Genomic DNA, 19,348 nt, shown 5'->3' with positions numbered 1-19,348 from the left:
CCTGGCTGCCGCAAAGCCAGTAACAAGAATCATCGCGGGGTGGAGCAGCCAGGTAGCTCGTCAGGCTCATAACCTGAAGGTCGTAGGTTCAAATCCTACCCCCGCAACCAATATTAAAGCCGTCTAGCCCAGTGGGTTAGGCGGCTTTTGCTTGTGTGGAGGTCAGGAGTGGTGGTCAATGATTAGCGAGAGAGGCCAAGAGAGCTTGTCGCAGATGCAAAAACGGCTTCGTGCAAGACTTCAAGGGAGGCTTCTGGGCGCACTCCTGAAGGGCATCTTGTTCTCATGACTTGCATGCGCGTGAGCTGAAATCTTGGCGTGGCGGGAGGATGCATGCGAAACGGCTCATATATCTTCCCTGAACACCATCACGTCCAATGACTTCGCAGTGAAATTTGCTCTGGATAAACAGGCCGCATCAGGCCAGATTGAAAATCCAAGACTCTTCTGAAAACGGCAGGGAACTTGAGTCTCAGACCAGGGTGCTTTTACGATGTCAATTAGATCTTCTCTTCTCTCATTCTCTGCTCAGAAATATATAGGGTTCTTTATAAATTTTGCGACCGTGATTTATATTGCGCGCTTGCTGACGCCTGAGGAGATCGGTGTGTTCTCGCTTGGTGCCGGGATTGTTGCCATGGCGCATAAATTCCGTGACGTGGGCATTACCGTCTTTGTGATTCAAACCCGAGAATTAGAAACGTCGTTGCTGCGGTCGGCCTTTGGCCTTCTTTTGACGATCTCCTGGTCTCTGGCCCTTATTTTGTTCGTGGGTGCGCATCTTTTTTCTGAATTGTATAGCGATGCTCGCTTGGCGACGGTCATACGAATTCTTGCGGGAAACTTTCTTCTTATTCCTTTTGGAGCCATCACGCTCGCTGTCCTTCAGCGGGAAATGAAGTTTTTTAAGGTTGGCTTGATGCAAATGTCCGCCCAGATAGTGGGGGCGATTGTGTCCATCAGTCTGGCGCTCAAGGGATTGAGTTATGCAAGTCTGGCCTGGGGCTCGTTAGCCGGCTCCATAGCGACGGTGGGCATGGCATTCATTGTTCGCCCACGCACGATAAGCTACCTCCCGAGCCTCAAGAGAGCGCGGGAGGTCCTGAGTTTTGGCGGGCGGGTGCTGAGTGTCAATCTGACGACCGAAGCCAGCTATCAGTCGCCAGAGTATTTTCTTGGTTATTTTCAGAACTTTGCCAGTATCGGGTTTTTTGGTCGAGCCCGTGGCCAGATCGAGATGTTCTCGACCTACGTACTTTCGACAATTTCCGCGGTACTATTTCCTTTCATTGCCGAAAAAATTCGAAAAGGCGAGGAAGTCCGCAGCACATTTTTGTATGTTGTGACATGCATTACCGGTCTGAGTTGGCCATTTTATATCGGAATATTTCTTCTGGCTTTTCCCACCATGAGAGTCCTGTTTGGAGCGAATTGGGACACGTCAGTGCCGCTTGTGCAAATCATGGCTATCGGTGCTTTCCTGTTGGTTATGTCGCCGATACATGCAAATTTTTTGATGGCCACGGGGCATATCAAAAAACTTTTCAAGACAGACCTTATCCTGCAGGCGATCAATATCGGTTTGATTTTTGTCGCGGCACAAATCAGTTTGACGGCTATGGCGCTCAGTCAGGTGATCTATGCGTCAATCGTTGTCCTTGTCTATCTGACGATCCAGCTCAAAATTATTCAGTCGGACTGGAGAGAGTTTGCAAAAGCCTTATGGCCAAGTGCTAAACTGGCTGTTGTCAGTACCTTGCCGCTTACGCTGTTTGTCTCGGTCTATCATGGCCCGCAGCATAATGTGCTGGCCCAGTTTTTAGGTGGCGGCGCGTTGCTGGCGGCGGGGTGGCTTGGTGGGGTGTTCCTGGTGAAGCATCCGCTTCGTGATGAGATTATGCGGTTCGTGACTGCTTTTCTCGTCCGGGTGAGAAAAGGCCGCAGTTCCCTTTGATTGTGGCGCATTCATAGGAAAACATAGCCTATAGTTTGCAGACGGGCGGGGTAATTTTCGAAGATGTGCAGTGTGGTGTGGGCCTAAGTATTTAGGATAATTCTTCTTTTAAGAGTTAATTTTCTAAAAATAGAATTAAAAAAGTAATTGTTATAGCGTTGAGTTGATACGGAATTTATGGGGGCCATATTCATGTATTCAGCGAATGGGACGCATTGCCCTGCCTGTGGGCAAAATCAAACCATTAAGCGTTACGTCAGGCCGGCAACGGATCAGCCAGGGGACTGGATTTCCATCATCGAATGCGATGATTGCTTGTTCGCCTGGCAGTGGCCTCTGGTGAGGAGCACAGCGGAGAGTGTGGATTTCTTTGATGAGGCTTATGGCGCTGGTGAGGTCGATGGGTATTTTGACGTTAACCGGCGTCGAGCAGTTGCCACTATGGAAGTCGATTATCTGGAGGAACTTGGCCTTTCCGGCCAGCTCCTGGATATTGGCTGTGGGGATGGTATTTTTTCGGTTACAGCTGCGGCGCGTGGTTTTGATGTTATTGGCCTTGATGTGGCCTTGCCGCCCTCTCTCTTAACTGAGGGGAGCGTAGCTTCATATGCGTTGTTGCGGGGCACCACAGACGATCTGCCGACGGGGCTTAGCTTTGATGTTGTGACGCTTTGGGATGTGATCGAGCATGTTGAGTCTCCTGCCGGACTGATTGAAGCGGCCAAATCACGGTTGAAGCCCGGAGGATGGCTGGTTATTGAGACGGGCAATTTTGAGAGTGCCGACCGCGTCGAGGGTGGCAATGAATGGTGGTGCTGGCAAAAAGATCATCGTTGGTATTTCACCCCCAAGGTTCTGCACCGGATACTTGAAGCCCAGGGATTTGGGAATTTTCAGCTTTGTGATCGACTGTTGCGCCCGGGGCTGCGGGCTCAATCGGGGGGGCTGGGGCGTGATGTAAAACGCTATGTCAGTCTTGCGGTTCACCATCCGTCACGGATGCTCGAATTTTATAAAACATTCCGGACTTTAAGGCGGGTCAGATCTGCGGGGCCGACGAGCGCCCTTGGTATCCTTACGCTTGCTGCTCAATTTAATGCGTAAGATATGGCTCAGGGAGTTCGCTTCGCGGTGTCCGGGTCGGGAAGACGGATTGCTTTGCTATGTCTGAACAGACGATTATTCAGCCCATGTCCAGGTTCGAGGTGGCTCCATGGTTGAAATCGGGTTGCGGTTCGTTATCATGCGCGGCGAGATATCATTTTAAACGGATTTAACCACCATGACCGATGTCATCCCTGATCGCCTGTCCTCTGACCCGCGCAGCCCGCACCATGATGCAGAGCTGCTGGAACGCGGTATTGGTATTCGGTTCAATGGGGTCGAAAAGACCAATGTTGAAGAATATTGCCTGAGCGAAGGCTGGGTTCGGGTCGCGGCCGGTACGGCGCGCAATCGCTTTGGTCAGCCCATGACCTTGAAACTTAAGGGCAAGGTCGAAGCCTATTTCCGCGATCCGGCCTGATCGCGGTCAGGGTTGCTTGAGATCCGCCGCGAGCCCGGCGAGAATCTCATAGGAGCGCAGCCGGGCGGCATGGTCATAGATATGGGCGGTGACCATAAGTTCGTCGGCGCCGGTGCGGGCCAGGAAATCACGCAGTCCATCGCGCACCGTCGTGGCCGAACCCTGGAAGGCGCAGGCCAGCATGCGCTGGACATGAATTTTTTCCGCCACCGACCAATAGCCCTCGATGTTCTCCAGAGGCGGCTGTAACTGACCGCGGGTGCCGCGCACCATGTTGGTGAACTGTTGTTGCACAGAGCTGAAGAGCCGGGCAGCTTCCTGATCGCTGTCGGCGGCGGTGACATTGACGCCGAGCATGACATAGGGCCGGTCGAGCTGAGCCGAAGGATGGAAGCGGCTGCGATAGATCTCGATGGCGCGCATCATATCGGCGGGCGCGAAATGCGAGGCAAAAGCATAGGGCAGGCCAAGGGCGGCGGCCAGTTCAGCGCCGAAGGTGCTGGAGCCGAGAATCCAGATCGGCACATTGAGCCCGGTGCCCGGCACGGCCTGGACCGATTGATTGGCGGCAGCGGCGCTGAAATAGGCTTGGACTTCAAGGACGTCCTGGGGGAAGCGCTCGGCGCTCATGGGGTCGCGGCGGAGGGCGCGGAGCGTCGTCTGATCGGTGCCGGGCGCGCGGCCGAGGCCGAGATCGATGCGCCCGGGATAAAGACTTTCAAGGGTGCCGAACTGTTCGGCGATCATAAGTGGGGCGTGGTTTGGCAACATGATGCCGCCGGCCCCGACCCGAATGCTGCGGGTGGCGCCGGCGATATGACCGATGACAACCGAGGTGGCGGCGCTGGCGATGCCGACCATATTGTGATGTTCGGCCAGCCAATAGCGATGATAACCCCAGGCCTCCGCATGCTGTGCGAGATCGCGGCTGTTGGCGAGCGCCACGGCGGGCGTGGCGTTCCGGGTGACGGGGGCGAGATCCAGGACCGAAAGACGCGTCAAAACCATACTCCGCATGTTCGATTGTGTTCGAACATATGGAGGGTTGCGCAGCCTATTTCAAGAGCTCACATGCCGGCGGTCAGGGTGCCGGGCGTTCCATGCTCAACCGTGCGGGTGGGGCTTACGCTGCAGTTGAGGAACGGCGATGATTTCAGCCATTCGCTGTCAGGATAATAGGAAAAGACGAACTGACCGTCTTTCATGATGTCGATCAATTTCTTGGCGATGGCGGTGCGCACCGCCGGGCAGCCCCAGCTGCGGCCGATGCGGCCATGGGTCTCGGCGAAATTGCGGCTCACATAGGGGGCGCCGTGGATGACGATGGCACGCTCCTTGGCCTTGTCATTGAAGCCGGGATCGAGCCCGTCCATGCGTAGGGAATAGCCGTTCGAGCCCTGATAGGTGGTGCCTGTGCGGTAAAGCCCGATGCTGGTGGCGAGGCTGTTCATTTTATTGGAAAAACTGCGGGCGTAATTTTCGCCGGTGTTTTTGCCATGGGCCACCAGTTCCTCGAAAATCAGGCTGCGCTTTTTGAGGTCGAATACCCACAGCCGGGGTTCCGAGGACGGCCGCGAATAATCGATGACGGCGAGCCGCTCCGCCGTGCCCATGCCGGTTGCGGCGGCGCAGGAGGTGGCTTCGAGGGCGAGACGGATGACATTCGGATTGGCCGCCGGAGCGAGCCGGGCAAGGGCCGCGACAAGTGCAGGCTCCGCGGTTCCGGCGCGTGACGCAAACGGAACAGCAAGGGCGATTATCAGGGCGATAACGCCGCAAAAACGATGGGGTCGAATCATGAAACTCCTTGATCAATGGCCGGAAGGGTAACAGACAAAATCCCTGAGTCCAGCCTGTAAACTGGCGGCAAAGGCCCAAAAACCGGGGGTTTTGTCGTAAGGTATTGAAAAAACGACCCAGTCTTCGCAGTCAGTCATGCTATAGGGGAGGGGGTCGGTTCGATGCCACAAAGGATGACTTCATGCCTCTCGCACCATGCGCTTTTCTACGGTTGAGCAGAGTTATTGCAGTGAGTTGTGGTCTGGTCCTTGGGATGTCTGCTGCGGCTCAGGCTATCCCGGCCTTCGGGTCGGACCAGGAGGCGGTGCGGGAGGCAATCGAAGCCGGGGAGGCCGGGCGCATCCCTGAGCGGTCGGGGGTCAATATGACGCTTGATCAGGCGACCCAGCGCTTTTATGCGGCGCGTCAGTTCGCTCCCGTATGGACAGAGCCGCGTATGGTCGATGAGCTGTTGGCCGGGCTTGCCGGCATGGCCGATGACGGGCTTGATCCTGAGGACTATGCCCTCGGGCGTCTCAAGGCCGAACGTGCCGCTCTTGGGGCTAAGGGGAGTGATGGCAGCCGGGAGGCCGCCTTTGATGTGCTGGCCACGCGGGCCTTTATTCATGCCTTGTTTCATCTCAATCGCGGCAAGCTCGATCCAAGCGATATCGCGCCGCGTCCGATTGATGCGACGGCTGAATTGCAGCGTATTCTCGATGGTCTCGGGCGCGGCGAGGTGCAGGAGCTGTTCGCGCTCGCCCGGCCGCAAAGCCCGCTTTATAGCAAACTGCGTGAGGGTCTGAAAAATCTGCGCAGCGTTGCGGCGGCGGGCGGCTGGCCGGTGATCGCGAGCGGTCCCGCTCTCAAGGCCGGGATGATCGATCCACGGGTGGGCGATCTGCGCAAGCGGTTGGTGGTGGGTGGTTATTTGCCAGCGGCGGCGGTCGCGTCCGATAGTTACGATCCGGCACTTGTGGCGGCGGTGCAGAAATTTCAGACGGAAAATCAACTGGATGCCGACGGTACGGTGGGAGAGGCGACGCTTGCTGCGCTCAATGTTCCGGTGGCGGCCCGAATCGATCAGATTCGCGTCAATCTCGAACGGGCACGTGAGCTTCTGGATACGGCGGTGGGTGACTTCGTGCTGGTGGATATCGCCGGATATAAGGTGTCTTATTATCGCGACGGTAAGGCCATCTGGTCATCACGGGTGCAGGTGGGCAAGCCCTATCGCCAGACGCCGGTGTTCAAGTCGCAGATCACCTATATCACGCTCAACCCGACCTGGACGGTGCCGCCGACCATTCTGAAAAATGATGTGCTGCCCAAGATCCGTCACAACAAGGGCTATCTGGCCGCGCAGCATATGCGGGTTCTGAATGCCCAGGGTCAGGAAATTTCCCCGAGGAGTGTGGATTGGAACAATCCGCGCGGCATCACGTTGCGTCAGGATGCGGGCCCCTGGGGGGCTTTGGGACAGGTGGCGATCCGCTTCCCCAACCCTTATGCGGTTTATCTGCACGATACCCCGCATCAGGAATTGTTCGGCAAGGCGCAGCGCGATTTCAGTTCGGGATGCATCCGCACCGAACAGCCGTTTGAGCTTGTCTATCTGCTGTTTAACGCCAGTGATGTGGCGTCGAAGGCGGTTATTGATGATGCGGTGAAGACCGGCAAGACCCAGACCCGCACCCTGCCGAAGCCGGTGCCGCTCATGCTGATTTACTGGACGGTGAATATCGAGGATGACGGCCGCATCACCTTCAAGCCGGATATCTATGATCGCGATCCGGCGGTGCTCGCGGCGCTCAACAAGCGGGAAGAGCTTTAAACATAGAACGGGGCCCGGTTCTCAGGTCAGAATCGGGCCCCGTTCTGTCAGGAAAGCTGTGGCTCAGGCTTTTTTGACGAACCCGATCAGCCACAACAAGACAACCGCGCCGATGACAGCGGTCACCAGCGATCCTAAAAGGCCGTTGCCAATATGAATGCCAAGGAGGCTGAATAAAAACCCGCCAACCATCGCACCGATGATGCCGACCACCAAATTACCGAGAAGACCAAAACCGCCGCCACGCAAGATCTTGCCGGCGAGAAACCCAGCCAAGCAACCGATAATTAAGAACCCTAGAAAAGAAAACATGTGATGCTCCTTTGCGGGGTTAAAGAGAATCGTCAGGCCCGAGTATCAGTAGCACCGAGAAGACGATAGGCCGCTGCCGCGATGAGGCCGCCAACAATGGGTGCGAGCCAGAACAGCCAGAGCTGGTGAAGGGCGATGCCGCCTTCAAGCAACGCCGGTCCGGTGCTGCGAGCAGGATTGACAGAGGTATTGGTGACCGGAATGCTGACCAGATGGATGATCGTCAGGGTCAGGCCGATGCCAAGGCCAGCGAAGCCTTTGGAGGCCCGGCTGTCGGTCGCGCCGATGACCACGAAGACAAAGAAGAAGGTCATCACCACTTCGCAGATAAAGGCTGCCTGCAAGTTGTAGCCGCCCGGTGAATGCTCGCCATATCCGTTCGAGGCCAGGCCCCCCATATAGGTTTGATCCATCTGGCCCGAGGCGATCAGATAGACTACGCCCGCGCCGACGATGGCGCCGATCACTTGCGAGATGATATAGGGAACAAGGTCCGCAGCGGGAAAGCGCCCGGCGGCCCAAAGACCGATCGAGATCGCCGGATTGAGATGTCCTCCGGAAATATGGCCGATGGCATAAATCATGGTCAGGACGGTCAGCCCGAAAGCCAGAGCCACCCCGGCAAAGCCGATACCGACTTCGGGAAATCTGGCGGCCAGAACGGCGCTGCCACAACCCCCAAGAACAAGCCAGAAGGTACCAAAAAATTCAGCGAGACATTTTCTCATGAGGGGCATGCATTCTCTCCGTGAGTCACGTTATCAGGAACGGGAACAGCAACGGCAAACGCCCGGAACAACGCAAACAAGGTGAAACACGCTAGATATGACGTCAGCCCGAATAAATGGTAACGCGATTTACCATGGGGCGCCAATGTTTTAGAAAGATCAGGGCCGGTTTACGTGCGTTCAGGCTGCACTGCAGGGCTGGCGCGACCCCGCAATTATTCGCTATGCTGACCCGCGCTTCATCGCAAAAAGGAAATTGATCAAGGCCTTATGGGACAAGCGGACCATTTTATTCTGATCCTTGGCGGCCTCGTACTGCTCGGGATTCTGGCCGGGGTGCTGTCGTCACGCATCGGGGCGCCACTGCTCCTGGTCTTTCTGGGCGTTGGCATGCTGCTTGGGGAGGATGGTCCGGGCGGCTTGCAGTTCGGTAATTTCCGCACGACCTATGTGGTGGGCAGCGTGGCGCTCGCCATTATTCTGTTCGACGGTGGCTTTCGTACCCCCATGAGCGCGGTGCGGATGGCCTGGGCGCCGGCCACGATGCTGGCGACGGTGGGGGTGGTGGTGACAGCGGTGGTCACCGCGGGCTTCGCCATGCTGGCCTTCGATATTGATATGTCTCAGGCCCTGCTGATCGGCACCATTGTCGCCTCGACCGATGCGGCGGCGGTGTTTCTGCTGTTACATCAGCATGGCATGGAGCTGAGGAAACGGCTGAGCGCGACACTTGAAATTGAATCGGGCGCGAACGACCCGATGGCGATTTTCCTCACCATTACTCTTGTGACCATCATCGCGGCGGGGGGAACTGCCTCCCCCTTCGAGATTTTTCAGGGTTTCGCTCGCCAGTTCCTCACCGGGGCTGTTGCCGGGGTGGCCGGCGGCTATCTTATCAGCCGCAGCATCAACAAGCTTGAACTGGCGGCCGGGCTTTATCCGGTGTTCACGGTGGCGGCGGCGCTCGCGTTGTTCGGGTTGACGCAATTGATCGGCGGCAGCGGGTTTCTTGCGGTCTATCTGGCCGGGATCGTGGCCGGAAACCGGCGATTGCGGGCGCGCAAGCTGATCGGGCGCTTTCATGACGGGATGGCCTGGATCAGTCAGATCCTGATGTTTGTCATGCTTGGTCTGCTGGTGACGCCGACCAATCTTTTGAAGGATATCGTGCCGAGCACCCTTGTGGCGCTGGCGCTGGTGTTCATTGTCCGGCCGCTTGCGGTGTTTCTGAGCCTTATTCCCTTCCGCTTTCGTCTGCGCGAGCGGATTTTCATTGCCTGGGTGGGGTTGCGCGGGGCGGTGCCGATATTTCTCGCCATGATCCCGGTGCTCGGCGGTCTGCCGCATTCTCTGCAATATTTCAATGTGGCGTTTCTGGTGGTGATCGTGTCGCTGGTTCTGCAGGGCTGGACGGTGCCCTGGCTCGCGCGGCGGTTGCGCTTGCAGGTGCCGCCGCGCCCTGAACCGTCCAGCCGGCTCGATCTCGATCTGCTGGCTTCGGGCGATAGCGACATTATTGCTTATCGCGTCACCGACAAAAGTCCGATTGCTCATAAAAAGCCGGGGACCCTGACCCTGCCGACAGGGGCCCATGTTCTTGCCGTGTTGCGTGATGAGCAGGTGGTTGCCGCCGATAAGGCCGATCACTTCATGCCGGGGGATCTCGCGCTGATGATCTCGCCGCCGGAGCAAGCCTTTAAACTCGATCGCCAATTCGTGCCGCCTACGGCCGAGCGCTATTTGCTTGGGATCAATGTGGGGGATTTCGCCTTCGCCGGTACGACGCCCATGAAGCTTCTGGCGGATGCTTATGGCTTGCCGGTGATCGAGGCGGATCGTGAGAAAAAACTGTCGCGGTTTCTCCGCGAGCGGCTCGGGTCGAAAATCGGCGAAGGCGACGTGCTGGCGTTCGGCGGTACGGAACTTGTGGTGCGCGAGCTGATCGACGGCGAAGTGTCGCAGGTTGGTCTGGTGCTTGAGCCGGAACCGCCGTTGCCGATCCTAAGCCGCCTCCGTGGGATGTTCCGTTAGGGACTTCGCGGGCAAGTTCCTACTCTTACGAGTAGGTTTCAGGCCGCTGTTCGGGCTGTAGACTTCGGACAGATATCACATTCGCCGATCTCGCCCGCTTGAGCCTTTGCGACCAGGCAAGGCCGGACGTTTATCTTGTCCCCATCTTCAGGAGTTGTGGTTTATGGCTAAAATTCGTGTCATCACTCCGGTTCATTCGCTGCCGAAAGCCTTTGCAGACAATATTCTCAAGGAACTGGTGCATCTTGAGAAATTCGGTCTTGAATTTGACAACGTCTTTATCACGGCGGGGCCCAATTCGATCGAATGTCATTTTGATGAGGCCCTGAGCGTTCCCTATACCGTGGCCGCAATCATTGAGGCGGAAAAGGCCGGGATCGATGCCTGCATCATTAATTGCATGGGTGATCCGGGCTTGCAGGCGGCGCGTGAGGTGGTGTCCATTCCGGTGATGGGACCCTGCGAAGCCTCCATGCATGCGGCGGCCATGATGGGCCATAAATTTTCGGTGGTGACGGTGCTCGACAGTGTGCGCCCGATGTTCCTCCGCAATGCCGATGCTTATGGTCTCGGCTCCAAGCTCGCCTCGGTGCGGGTGGTCAATGTGCCGGTGCTCGATATCGGGGCGGATGAATCGCATCTGGTCAAGCTGATCGCCCGGGAAGCCATCGACACCGTTCAGCGGGATCATGCGGATTGCGTTATTCTTGGCTGCACCGGCTTTCTCGGGATGGCGGATGAGGTGGAAAAACTGCTGCGCGCAGAAGGCTTCGCGGTGCCGGTCATCAATCCGATGCCGACCGCGTCGGTTATGGCGGCGGCCTTTGTGCAGGGTGGGTTCAGCCACAGCGCCCGGGCCTATCCCGCGCCCAATCGCAATAAGCAGATCGAAGGTTTCGCTATTCCGCAGTGGACCGCCAAGCTCTGAGGTCAGGATAGCAGTTTCTCAATGGCGAAAAAGGCGGCCGTGGCCAGCCCGATCACCACGCCTGAGGCGATGACAAGGCTTGCGATGCCGACGGCAAGTCCGATCAGATAGGCAAGGCCGTCTTTTTCAATCAGGGCCAGCGCCATCAACAGGATGGCGAGGGCCGGCAGGAAATTGCCAAAGGGGATCGGCAGCGACAGCACCGTCGCCAGAATAAGACAGGCAAAGCCGAGAAAGCGTTCTCCACCCCAGGCCGTGAGCCAGCTCACACGCGGGCGCAGCACCCGTTCCAGATGGGCGAGGATCGGTAAGACGCGATCCAGCACCAGTTTGAAGTCGCGGGTGGCAAAACTGCGGCGGCCGAGAAATTTCGGAAACCAGGGGTGCGGTTGCCCGATCATCAATTGAACCGACAGCAGCATGAGCGGAATGCCGAGCACCGCCGACATTCCAGGAATGCTCACCGGGATAAGATTGGGCGCGGCAAAGAACACCATAAGGGCGCCATAGGCGCGATCAGCGAGCGCGAGCCGCAGGTCATTGAGGGACACGCGCTCTCCTTCCCAGCCGTCGATGAAATCGCGTAGGGCTACGGATATGCTGCGTTTGTCACGAGCGGAATGCGGAGGTTTCATCGGGCGAGGCACAGGTTCTGTTCACTTTGGGCCGCCCGGGGACAGGTCCCGAACGCCCCTCACGGTTTGAGAGGTTGTCGTTTTGAACTGGGGATCGCGGGTGGTGAAGTCAAGATTTCCATGATCACGAGCTTGTTATCCATAAACCACAAAAGCGATCCAGGGTAGCACCAGAAAGGCGCCGATGCGGGCATGCCGGTGCGATCAATCTTGAAGCCCGGCACCCGGCCAACCGTCATGCCGCAATAGACCAGTCCGAAAATGATCAGACTATAAAGGGTTATAACACGATCATGACACTGGCAGACTCACCGGGGGCCGAGAGATCCTGAGCAGCCAAAAGCCATATTGCCAAAGGTCATGGATCGCGATAATAGTCGATCATTGCGGACAGCGTACCGCAGCCGATCTTACGGTGGATACCACCCTAAGACCGGACGACCGGACGGGGCTATAGCTCAGATGGGAGAGCGCTGCAATCGCACTGCAGAGGTCGGCGGTTCGATTCCGCCTAGCTCCACCAAAACTCCCTCGCTATTCAGATAGTTGCGCTGCCGTGGCCTTGCCGTTGGCAAAGCCCCTGATATTTGGGGGCTTTTTCGTTTGCGCATTTTAAACGTGGGTCGGAGACTTGGGGGTGGGCGAGCCGAACCGCCCGAATACGCAGTCAGTCTCTGGGGTAGCTCGGGCCCGAGTGCTGCAGGCTGATGCCGCTTGAGAAGGGTGATGATCCCCGAAGCACAAGCCGCATCTCCACGTCGCGCCGCTGGATTTCCATGGGGACCGTATGTGTGAGAACTATCGGCTTCGGGCTGGACTCGAGTTCGGACGCAAGGGGTTTGAGGTCGAGGGTGAGCGTCACGCCATCGGACCGCAGATCAGCGCGGTCAGTGATCCGGTCCAGCTCGCCGAGCTGGTCGTCGAGGGCTTCCTCAGAGGCTTTCGATCGGCGCCTTGAGATGCTCATGCCTCTCACTCCGCCGCCGGAAGGATCTGATAGACCCGCTTCCCATCCTTGAGGGCCGAAACTGGATAAGGTTGCTTCAATCACAGCGCAAAGAGGTATTACCATAAGTGATCTGGCGTTCTTCTCGACATGGGGCCCGGCAGGAACAGGCATCCAGGGTCTGGTTTTGGTGGAGGACCATCGTTGGGCGATTGAGGACAGCTTCGAGACAACGAAGAATGAGCTGGGCCTCGATCACAACGAAACCCGTTCCTGACACGGTTGGCATCGCCATGTGTTACTGGTCACGCTGGCGTTTGCCATGATGACCGCGATCCGATATCACGCAAACCAAGCGACCCCAAAAAAAGCAGGTGGGCATGCATGCTCCGCGTCTGATCCGATGGTCGACCCGGAGGTGCGACGCATCGCCATAAGCCTTGCCCAGCGTCGCGTTCAGCCCGCCACATCATCGCATGGTCTTGCTGGCGAGAGCGCATCAAGCTACTGCACAACGCGCGCATATGCGTAGAGGACACAACTGTAATGTTAGCCAGACACCGTTCTCGTTGCGTCTTGTTTCGGTTCGATTGTCGAGTAGATTGAGATGAGCGCCTCTACAATTTGAAACTGAGGCGGGGCATGTGTGCGTTAACGTAGCTGTCTGGGCCTGACGAGAGACGGGCTGACAGAGTGAGCATAAGCGAGAGCGAAACGTCGATAACCGTTTGGAGAAAGTCATGGCCGCGATGGAAACGATGATCCCGCCGACGTCCGAACCGATCGAGCAGCTTTCTCCCTGGTGGCGCCGGGCGGTTATATTCACTCTGCTATTCGGTCTGGCTATTCTCAGTCTGCTGATGTTCAAGACCTATCAGGATGCACCGCCTGTTCCCGTTCAGGTGGTCGATATGGCAGGCACGGTCGTGTTCACGGGCGACGACGTTCGTGGCGGCCAGGAAGTGTTCCTCAAATATGGGTTGATGAACAATGGCAGCATCTGGGGCCATGGTGGTTATCTCGGGCCCGATTTCAGTGCCGCCACTCTGCATAATTGGGCGCTAGCGCTCGCCGAGGAGCGCTCGAGGGCGCGCTTCTCCAAGGTATATGCCGTGCTCTCCAAAGGCGAGCGGGCGGCTGTGGACGGTGAAGTTGGCGCGTTGCTCAAGGTTAATCGCTATGACCCGCAAACGGGCACGCTCACGCTGCCGCCGCCCGGCGGCGCAGTCTTTGCCAGCGAAGTCGCGCATTGGACGGCCTATTTCGAGCAGCCGGAACGCAATGGCGGATTGACCGCGAACCTTATTTCCGATCCCCATGAACTCCATCAATTGACCGCTTTCTTCACTTGGGCGGCCTGGGGCTCGGTCGCCGAACGGCCGGGCAAGACATACTCTTATACGAATAATTTTCCTTATGATCCGCTAGCCGGAAATCACCCGACGGGGGCGGCCTTGTTGTGGACCGCGCTCAGCTTCCTTTTCTTGCTGGGCGGCACCGCGCTCGCGCTGCTGGCGTTCGGTCGGTTCAACTATCTGGGCTGGCAGGGTGCGCCGGCCCCCGTCGACGCTTGGGTCTTGAGCGATGCGCAGAAAGCGACGCTTAAATATATGGTGGTGGCATCCCTGCTGTTGCTCGGGCAGGTGTTCTTCGGGGCAGGTGTCGCCCATTATCGCGCCGATCCGGGCAGCTTCTACGGTATCGATCTGGCAGCCTGGTTCCCCAGCAATCTGTTGCGGACCTGGCATTTGCAATCGGCGATCTTCTGGATCGCCACCTCTTATGTGGCGGGTGCCCTTTTCGTCGCGGAATTGCTGAGTAAGGAGAGCCCCAAGCGCCAGTCTCTCGCTATTCATCTGTTATTCGCAGCACTCGCGTTCGTGATCGTGGGCAGCATGCTCGGCGAGTGGGCGGGCCTGCTGCAATGGCTACCGACCAGCTGGTTCTGGTTCGGCAATCAGGGCTGGGAGTTTCTGGAGCTGGGCCGCTTCTGGCAGATATTGCTGGTGATCGGCTTGTGCTTCTGGTTCTGGCTGCTTTGGCGCGCGGTGGCTCCCGCGCGGCGTGATCCAGAGCGCCGCGGTTTTGCCAATTTCTTCCTGCTCGCCGCCTTTGCTATTCCGCTTTTCTATCTGCCGGCGCTTTTCTTCGGGTCGCAGACCAACTATACGGTCGTCGACGCCTGGCGATTCTGGATCATCCATTTGTGGGTGGAAGGTTTTTTCGAGTTCTTCGTGACGGTTATCGTCGCTGTCATCTTTTACAAGATGGGCCTCGTGCGCCGCATCACGGCGCTTAGAACCATCTATCTCGATGCCATTCTCTATTTTGGCGGGGGGCTGATCGGGACCGGCCATCATTGGTACTGGACCGGGCAGACGGAGGTGAATATGGCCTTTGCCGCCACCTTCTCCGCGCTGGAGGTGGTGCCGCTCACCCTCATCACGCTTGATGCCTGGGACTTCGTGACAGCCACGCGCGGCCGCGACAGCATGGTGAACCGCCATCGCTGGACCTTCTATTTCCTGATGGCGGTGGGCTTCTGGAATTTCCTGGGCGCGGGTGTTTTCGGCTTTCTCATCAATACGCCGATCGTCAGCTATTATGAAGTCGGCACCATGCTGACCCCAAGCCACGGCCATGCCGCAATGATGGGCGTTTTTGGGATGCTGGGCGCGGGACTGATGGTGTTCGTCCTGCGCGAGACGGTGCGTGAGGCCGTGTGGGACAAGCTCTCCTGGTTGGTTCGTCTGGCTTTCTGGGGGTTGAATGTGGGCCTCGCGCTGATGATCGTGCTCAGTCTGCTTCCCGGTGGGATCCTGCAACTGCTTGACGTGATCGAACATGGTTATTGGCATGCGCGCGGCCTCACTTATACAGCGACGCCGATCGCCCGCACGCTCGAATGGTTGCGGATGCCCGGTGATCTCGTCTTTATGTTCGCGGGCGTGCTGCCGTTGGTTGTGGCGTTGCTATGGGGCTATGCCACACTCTGGAAGAAGGAACGGTAATCGATGGACAATGCACTTCAGCGCTATCTGCGAACGTAGTGGGTGGCATGCGGCCCACCCGCCGTGACGTGGCATTCTGGATTTCTGGTTTCCGGAAGGGTGCGCTGCCGATGTGGACGCGGGGATCCATTTGAAGCATTGGGCCCGCCATCCGCGGGCAGGCCAGCCTCAATCATGGTGGTTTTGTCGCCAGCTTTCAAAATCATCAATAGGTTTTGTGCACGTCGGGTGAAGCATTATAGTCTGCCTGTCTGGACTTGCTGTGAAGACGTCGTCAGGAGAAACGCCCGTGTCCCGCTTCCACATATACCCTGAAAAGCATCTCGTTGGGCGCATTGGGTGGCTTCGGGCGGCCGTTCTTGGGGCCAACGATGGAATTGTTTCTACTGCAAGTCTGATCGTTGGTGTTGCAGCGGCATCGGCTGCCACGTCTGAAGTTCTCGTCGCAGGGGTCGCCGGTCTCGTCGCGGGCGCCATGTCGATGGCGGCGGGTGAATATGTCTCGGTCAGTTCGCAGTCTGACACGGAGCAAGCCGACCTTGCCCGGGAGCGGGCCGAGCTTGCCGGCCAGACGGAATTCGAACGCGAGGAACTGACACAAATCTATGTAGATCGTGGCGTTGATGCTGACCTTGCCCGTCAGGTTGCTGATCAGCTGATGGCAAAAGATGCACTCGGTGCCCATGCAAGGGACGAACTCGGGATTTCGGAAGTCACCACAGCCAGACCGATACAGGCGGCCCTGACTTCGGCCGCGACATTCGCCGTGGGTGCAGTGCTACCCCTGGCGATGGTCCTGCTTTTGCCACGTTCAGTGCTGGTTGCGGGCGTATCGATCGCCTCGTTGCTCTTCCTCGCTTTGCTTGGAGGCATCGGAGCGCGTGCCGGCGGGGCAAACATAGTCCGGGCGACTGTTCGTGTGACTTTCTGGGGCGCCCTCGCCATGGCGCTGACCGCAGGCATCGGGGCCATATTCGGGAAGGTCGTGTGATCCACGCAGCTTGATCAAGAACAAAGCCTTTCGCTTTCGAGCTGCTAGAGTGAAAGGAAAATGTGAGGTTTGCAATGGCTTTAACAGATATCCGTCAGCGTTTTTCTTCCCTGTCGATCGCTCTCCACTGGGTTATGGTGCTGCTGATTTCCGCTGTTTATGCGGCCATCCTTCTGCGGGAGAACTATCCTAAAGGAACGGACATACGCGAAGGTCTGAAAACCTGGCATTTCATGCTCGGACTGGCGGTCTTGGTTCTGGTTGTCATCCGTTTGATCGTGCGCCTCAGCAGCCGCAGGCCATCGATCACGCGGGAACCCCCAGCCTGGCAGGTGTTGCTGGCCAACATGACGCATTTTGCGCTCTACGCCTTCATGCTGGCAATGCCCGTCGCAGGTTGGGTGATTTTGAGTGCCTCTGGCAAAACGATTCCATTCTTCGGCCTGGAACTTCCTGCTCTGGTGGGCCAGAGCAAGGTTTTGGCAGGGCAGGTAAAAGAGGTGCATGAGGCGGTCGGAACGATCGGATATTTCTTGATCGGCCTCCATGCTCTTGCAGCCCTTTACCATCATTATGTCATCAAAGATAATACCTTGCGTCGGATGCTACCGGGCCAGGACTGATGCTGGTACACTATTATCCAGCGGAGCCGAGAGACGGTTCGAGGGCTGTCTGCTCAATATATGAGCCGCCCGACCTTGGTCTGTTGAGTGTGACAGAAGCCATCACGAGCTGCCTGCACTTAAGCCATTGGAACGGATATCCGGGACGCTCGTTATTCTTGGGAGTGAGGGCAATATGGCGAGATATTCCAAAGGCGATCATGTAGGTTGGAATTCGGAAGCCGGCTGGGTGAGCGGTAAGATCATCGCGGTCCACCAGCAGGATTTCGATTATAAAGGCCATCGGCATCACGCCTCGAAGGACGCCCCACAATATGAGATCGCAAGCGACAAGACGGATCACATCGCAGCGCACAGGGAAGATGCGCTGAAAAAAATCAACTGATGGTCGCTGCCTTTACAACCATCGGTCATTCAAACCGTAGCATCGAAGAGTTTCTGGACATGCTGCGCGACGCGCAGGTCAATCTTCTGGTTGACGTGCGATCCTTCCCGAAATCACGCAGTAATCCCGTTTTCAATGGCGATCGCCTGCCGATGGATCTAGCGAAGATCCAGATTGCATACCGACACTGCCCGGCATTGGGCGGGCGTCGTCCTAAACAATCCGGGGTAGATGAACATCTCAATGCCCTGTGGCGGGTACAAAGCTTTCACAATTATGCCGATTATGCGTTGGGGGACGGGTTCAGCGCGGCCATCGATGAAATCGTCCACCTGGGCAACGAGCGACGGTTGGCAGTCATGTGTGCAGAAGCGGTCTGGTGGCGATGCCACCGACGCATTATCACGGATTATCTTCTTTTGAACGGACACTCCGTCGACCACCTAATGGGGTTGGGTCGGACGGAACATGCCAAGCCGACACCGGGTGCCCAACGAACCGAGCTGGGAAAGGTGATCTATCCGCGCCGTCCATAGCGTCACGCAGGGCTGCTTCACGAGAGTCCCGGTTGCACCACTTGTTAATTTGCCTCGCGGGTAGCCGCGATTGCCTGAAAGCGCCTTATTCGGCCCGCAATGGTGGCGGAGCTGGATATTTCGCCTAACAGCGTATCTGAGCCAGACTTTATGGGCTGGGAAATCAAGCAATATGGCGCGAATGACTTTGAACGCCTGACTCCGAAAAGGCCAGTCACGCAGGTGGCGGCCTATCGCATGACCTTCTGTAAGGTTCCGGATCCCGATTATCTGCTGTGGCATATCCGCGATGCGGCGGAGCCGTTGCTGGTTGCTGCAAACTCCGCCCGGGTTCAGCTGTATGAGCTGGCCGCGCAGATAATCGCCCGCCTGCACTGGGCCGAGCGGTGAAGCACTTGCGCGCTATTCAGATGCAACTCTGGTGGAGTTTCTGAGGGCATCTGGCTGGCAGCCTTTTGTTCTTGGATGCCAAGTCATTGGCCTATGGGCCATCTTGGAGGAGCCTATCAAGACGATCAATAATTATGAGGCTTGATTATTATTTAATCCGTGAAGATTAGGTGCCTATTTCTCATGGGGAGGCAATCTCATAGGCAACAGCGATGAATTCACTTGTTTCTGCTTAAAATAGAGGATCAAATTTCCCTGTTGTTTTGTTTAGGGAAAATTCTTCAATATATTGAATTAGTTATATTATCTGCTCTGGAATCGATGACTTCCTTATTGAAGTTGCGAAAATTCCCTGAAAATTGGAAGAGAACAGGGATTTTTTCCTATATCAGGGAGAGACGGGTTCGCCATGACCTGCCCGCTCCACCAAACTTCCCTCGATATTCAAGTTATATCGCGGTCGCGGCTGACATCGACCAGAATCTGCCAATGACGCCGCCGATCATGGACAGCAAGCACACTATGTGTGGCTGCCCCGACAGACAATCAAACAATCAAGGATTGCATAATTTTCCACAAGGCAAGATTGACAAGCCTTAATACTCAGTTTTAGTGTGGTTTAACAAGACAGGCATTAAGGCTGTCCATGATAAAAATCGGGGGGCGCGCTTTTCAAGTCAAAGCAAAATCCCAACCTGCCTAACAAGTTATAATTAAAAAATTGGCGAAAATGCCAATAT

At 56.9% G+C, this 19,348-nt stretch carries 19 protein-coding genes, 2 tRNA genes and 1 pseudogene; 16 read left to right on the top strand and 6 right to left on the bottom strand.

Annotated features, from left to right (window positions below; translation table 11 throughout):
• The first annotated feature begins 33 nt into the window (after window positions 1–33).
• The 4 genes from NYP16_RS14320 to NYP16_RS14305 all read left to right on the top strand — a co-directional run bounded on the left by NYP16_RS14320 (window position 34) and on the right by NYP16_RS14305 (window position 3,479).
• Window positions 34–110 (top strand) — tRNA-Met (locus tag NYP16_RS14320).
• 383 nt (window positions 111–493) lie between these two features.
• A complete protein-coding gene (locus NYP16_RS14315; protein ID WP_274944848.1) occupies window positions 494–1,954 on the top strand; it encodes an oligosaccharide flippase family protein in 1,461 nt (486 codons plus the stop codon).
• A gap of 192 nt (window positions 1,955–2,146) precedes the next feature.
• Window positions 2,147–3,058 carry a class I SAM-dependent methyltransferase gene (locus NYP16_RS14310; protein WP_274944847.1) on the top strand — a complete coding sequence of 304 codons (912 nt, stop codon included), beginning with the start codon at window positions 2,147–2,149 and terminating at the stop codon, window positions 3,056–3,058.
• A 178-nt stretch (window positions 3,059–3,236) separates the two neighbouring features.
• Window positions 3,237–3,479 (top strand): DUF3297 family protein, encoded by a 243-nt coding sequence (locus tag NYP16_RS14305; RefSeq protein ID WP_274944846.1) that lies wholly within the window; start codon window positions 3,237–3,239, stop codon window positions 3,477–3,479.
• A gap of 6 nt (window positions 3,480–3,485) precedes the next feature.
• Here NYP16_RS14305 and NYP16_RS14300 read toward each other — a convergent pair whose 3' ends face one another.
• Together NYP16_RS14300 and NYP16_RS14295 are read right to left on the bottom strand one after the other, a co-directional pair.
• On the bottom strand, window positions 3,486–4,487 hold the full coding sequence (locus NYP16_RS14300) for an LLM class flavin-dependent oxidoreductase (RefSeq protein ID WP_429913164.1): 1,002 nt from the start codon (window positions 4,485–4,487) through the stop codon (window positions 3,486–3,488).
• 59 nt (window positions 4,488–4,546) lie between these two features.
• Window positions 4,547–5,278: a murein L,D-transpeptidase catalytic domain family protein gene (locus tag NYP16_RS14295; RefSeq protein WP_274944844.1), complete on the bottom strand. Its 732-nt coding sequence runs from the start codon at window positions 5,276–5,278 to the stop codon at window positions 4,547–4,549.
• A 254-nt stretch (window positions 5,279–5,532) separates the two neighbouring features.
• Here NYP16_RS14295 and NYP16_RS14290 point away from each other — a divergent pair, with 254 nt between their 5' ends.
• Complete coding sequence (locus tag NYP16_RS14290; RefSeq protein WP_274944843.1) at window positions 5,533–7,092, top strand: L,D-transpeptidase family protein; 1,560 nt, start codon at window positions 5,533–5,535, stop codon at window positions 7,090–7,092.
• A gap of 63 nt (window positions 7,093–7,155) precedes the next feature.
• Here the strand turns inward: NYP16_RS14290 and NYP16_RS14285 are convergent, their stop codons facing one another.
• Window positions 7,156–7,404 (bottom strand): GlsB/YeaQ/YmgE family stress response membrane protein, encoded by a 249-nt coding sequence (locus NYP16_RS14285; RefSeq protein WP_274944842.1) that lies wholly within the window; start codon window positions 7,402–7,404, stop codon window positions 7,156–7,158.
• 32 nt (window positions 7,405–7,436) lie between these two features.
• Window positions 7,437–8,141, bottom strand: coding sequence for an aquaporin Z (aqpZ, locus tag NYP16_RS14280; protein WP_274944841.1), 705 nt, complete (start codon window positions 8,139–8,141; stop codon window positions 7,437–7,439).
• Window positions 8,142–8,402: 261 nt separating this feature from the next.
• Between aqpZ and NYP16_RS14275 the strand changes: the two genes are divergently transcribed.
• Together NYP16_RS14275 and NYP16_RS14270 are read left to right on the top strand one after the other, a co-directional pair.
• Complete coding sequence (locus NYP16_RS14275) at window positions 8,403–10,163, top strand: potassium/proton antiporter (protein ID WP_274944840.1); 1,761 nt, start codon at window positions 8,403–8,405, stop codon at window positions 10,161–10,163.
• Between the two features lie 163 nt (window positions 10,164–10,326).
• Entirely contained in the window at window positions 10,327–11,091 is a 765-nt protein-coding gene (locus NYP16_RS14270) for an aspartate/glutamate racemase family protein (RefSeq protein WP_274944839.1), read from the top strand.
• Window positions 11,092–11,093: 2 nt separating this feature from the next.
• Here NYP16_RS14270 and NYP16_RS14265 read toward each other — a convergent pair whose 3' ends face one another.
• Window positions 11,094–11,726: an exopolysaccharide biosynthesis protein gene (locus tag NYP16_RS14265; RefSeq protein WP_274944838.1), complete on the bottom strand. Its 633-nt coding sequence runs from the start codon at window positions 11,724–11,726 to the stop codon at window positions 11,094–11,096.
• Between the two features lie 447 nt (window positions 11,727–12,173).
• On the opposite strand from NYP16_RS14265, the gene NYP16_RS14260 reads away from it, so the two are divergent.
• A tRNA-Ala gene (locus NYP16_RS14260) sits at window positions 12,174–12,249 on the top strand.
• A gap of 144 nt (window positions 12,250–12,393) precedes the next feature.
• Here the strand turns inward: NYP16_RS14260 and NYP16_RS14255 are convergent.
• Window positions 12,394–12,693 carry a hypothetical protein gene (locus tag NYP16_RS14255; protein ID WP_274944837.1) on the bottom strand — a complete coding sequence of 100 codons (300 nt, stop codon included), beginning with the start codon at window positions 12,691–12,693 and terminating at the stop codon, window positions 12,394–12,396.
• Between the two features lie 97 nt (window positions 12,694–12,790).
• On the opposite strand from NYP16_RS14255, the pseudogene NYP16_RS14250 reads away from it, so the two are divergent.
• From NYP16_RS14250 to NYP16_RS14215, 8 genes and pseudogenes are all read left to right on the top strand, one after another.
• Window positions 12,791–13,042: pseudogene (locus NYP16_RS14250) on the top strand (IS701 family transposase); the annotation flags it as partial.
• A gap of 379 nt (window positions 13,043–13,421) precedes the next feature.
• On the top strand, window positions 13,422–15,683 hold the full coding sequence (locus NYP16_RS14245) for a nitric-oxide reductase large subunit (protein ID WP_429913165.1): 2,262 nt from the start codon (window positions 13,422–13,424) through the stop codon (window positions 15,681–15,683).
• Between the two features lie 289 nt (window positions 15,684–15,972).
• Window positions 15,973–16,674, top strand: coding sequence for a VIT1/CCC1 transporter family protein (locus NYP16_RS14240; protein ID WP_274944835.1), 702 nt, complete (start codon window positions 15,973–15,975; stop codon window positions 16,672–16,674).
• A 74-nt stretch (window positions 16,675–16,748) separates the two neighbouring features.
• Window positions 16,749–17,297 carry a cytochrome b gene (locus NYP16_RS14235; RefSeq protein WP_274944834.1) on the top strand — a complete coding sequence of 183 codons (549 nt, stop codon included), beginning with the start codon at window positions 16,749–16,751 and terminating at the stop codon, window positions 17,295–17,297.
• A 175-nt stretch (window positions 17,298–17,472) separates the two neighbouring features.
• Window positions 17,473–17,682 carry a hypervirulence associated TUDOR domain-containing protein gene (locus tag NYP16_RS14230; protein WP_274944833.1) on the top strand — a complete coding sequence of 70 codons (210 nt, stop codon included), beginning with the start codon at window positions 17,473–17,475 and terminating at the stop codon, window positions 17,680–17,682.
• Window positions 17,682–18,218: a DUF488 domain-containing protein gene (locus NYP16_RS14225; protein ID WP_274944832.1), complete on the top strand. Its 537-nt coding sequence runs from the start codon at window positions 17,682–17,684 to the stop codon at window positions 18,216–18,218. Before NYP16_RS14230 ends, NYP16_RS14225 begins: the two co-directional genes overlap by 1 nt.
• A 99-nt stretch (window positions 18,219–18,317) precedes the next feature.
• Window positions 18,318–18,608, top strand: a complete 291-nt coding sequence (locus tag NYP16_RS14220) for a hypothetical protein (protein WP_274944831.1) — start codon at window positions 18,318–18,320, stop codon at window positions 18,606–18,608.
• A gap of 222 nt (window positions 18,609–18,830) precedes the next feature.
• Entirely contained in the window at window positions 18,831–19,208 is a 378-nt protein-coding gene (locus NYP16_RS14215; protein ID WP_274944830.1) for a hypothetical protein, read from the top strand.
• Window positions 19,209–19,348: the final 140 nt, after the last annotated feature.

It is taken from the genome of Govania unica, from assembly GCF_027920805.1.
Taxonomy (GTDB): domain Bacteria; phylum Pseudomonadota; class Alphaproteobacteria; order Sphingomonadales; family Govanellaceae; genus Govanella; species Govanella unica.
This window is presented reverse-complemented; position numbering and strand designations above follow the sequence as displayed.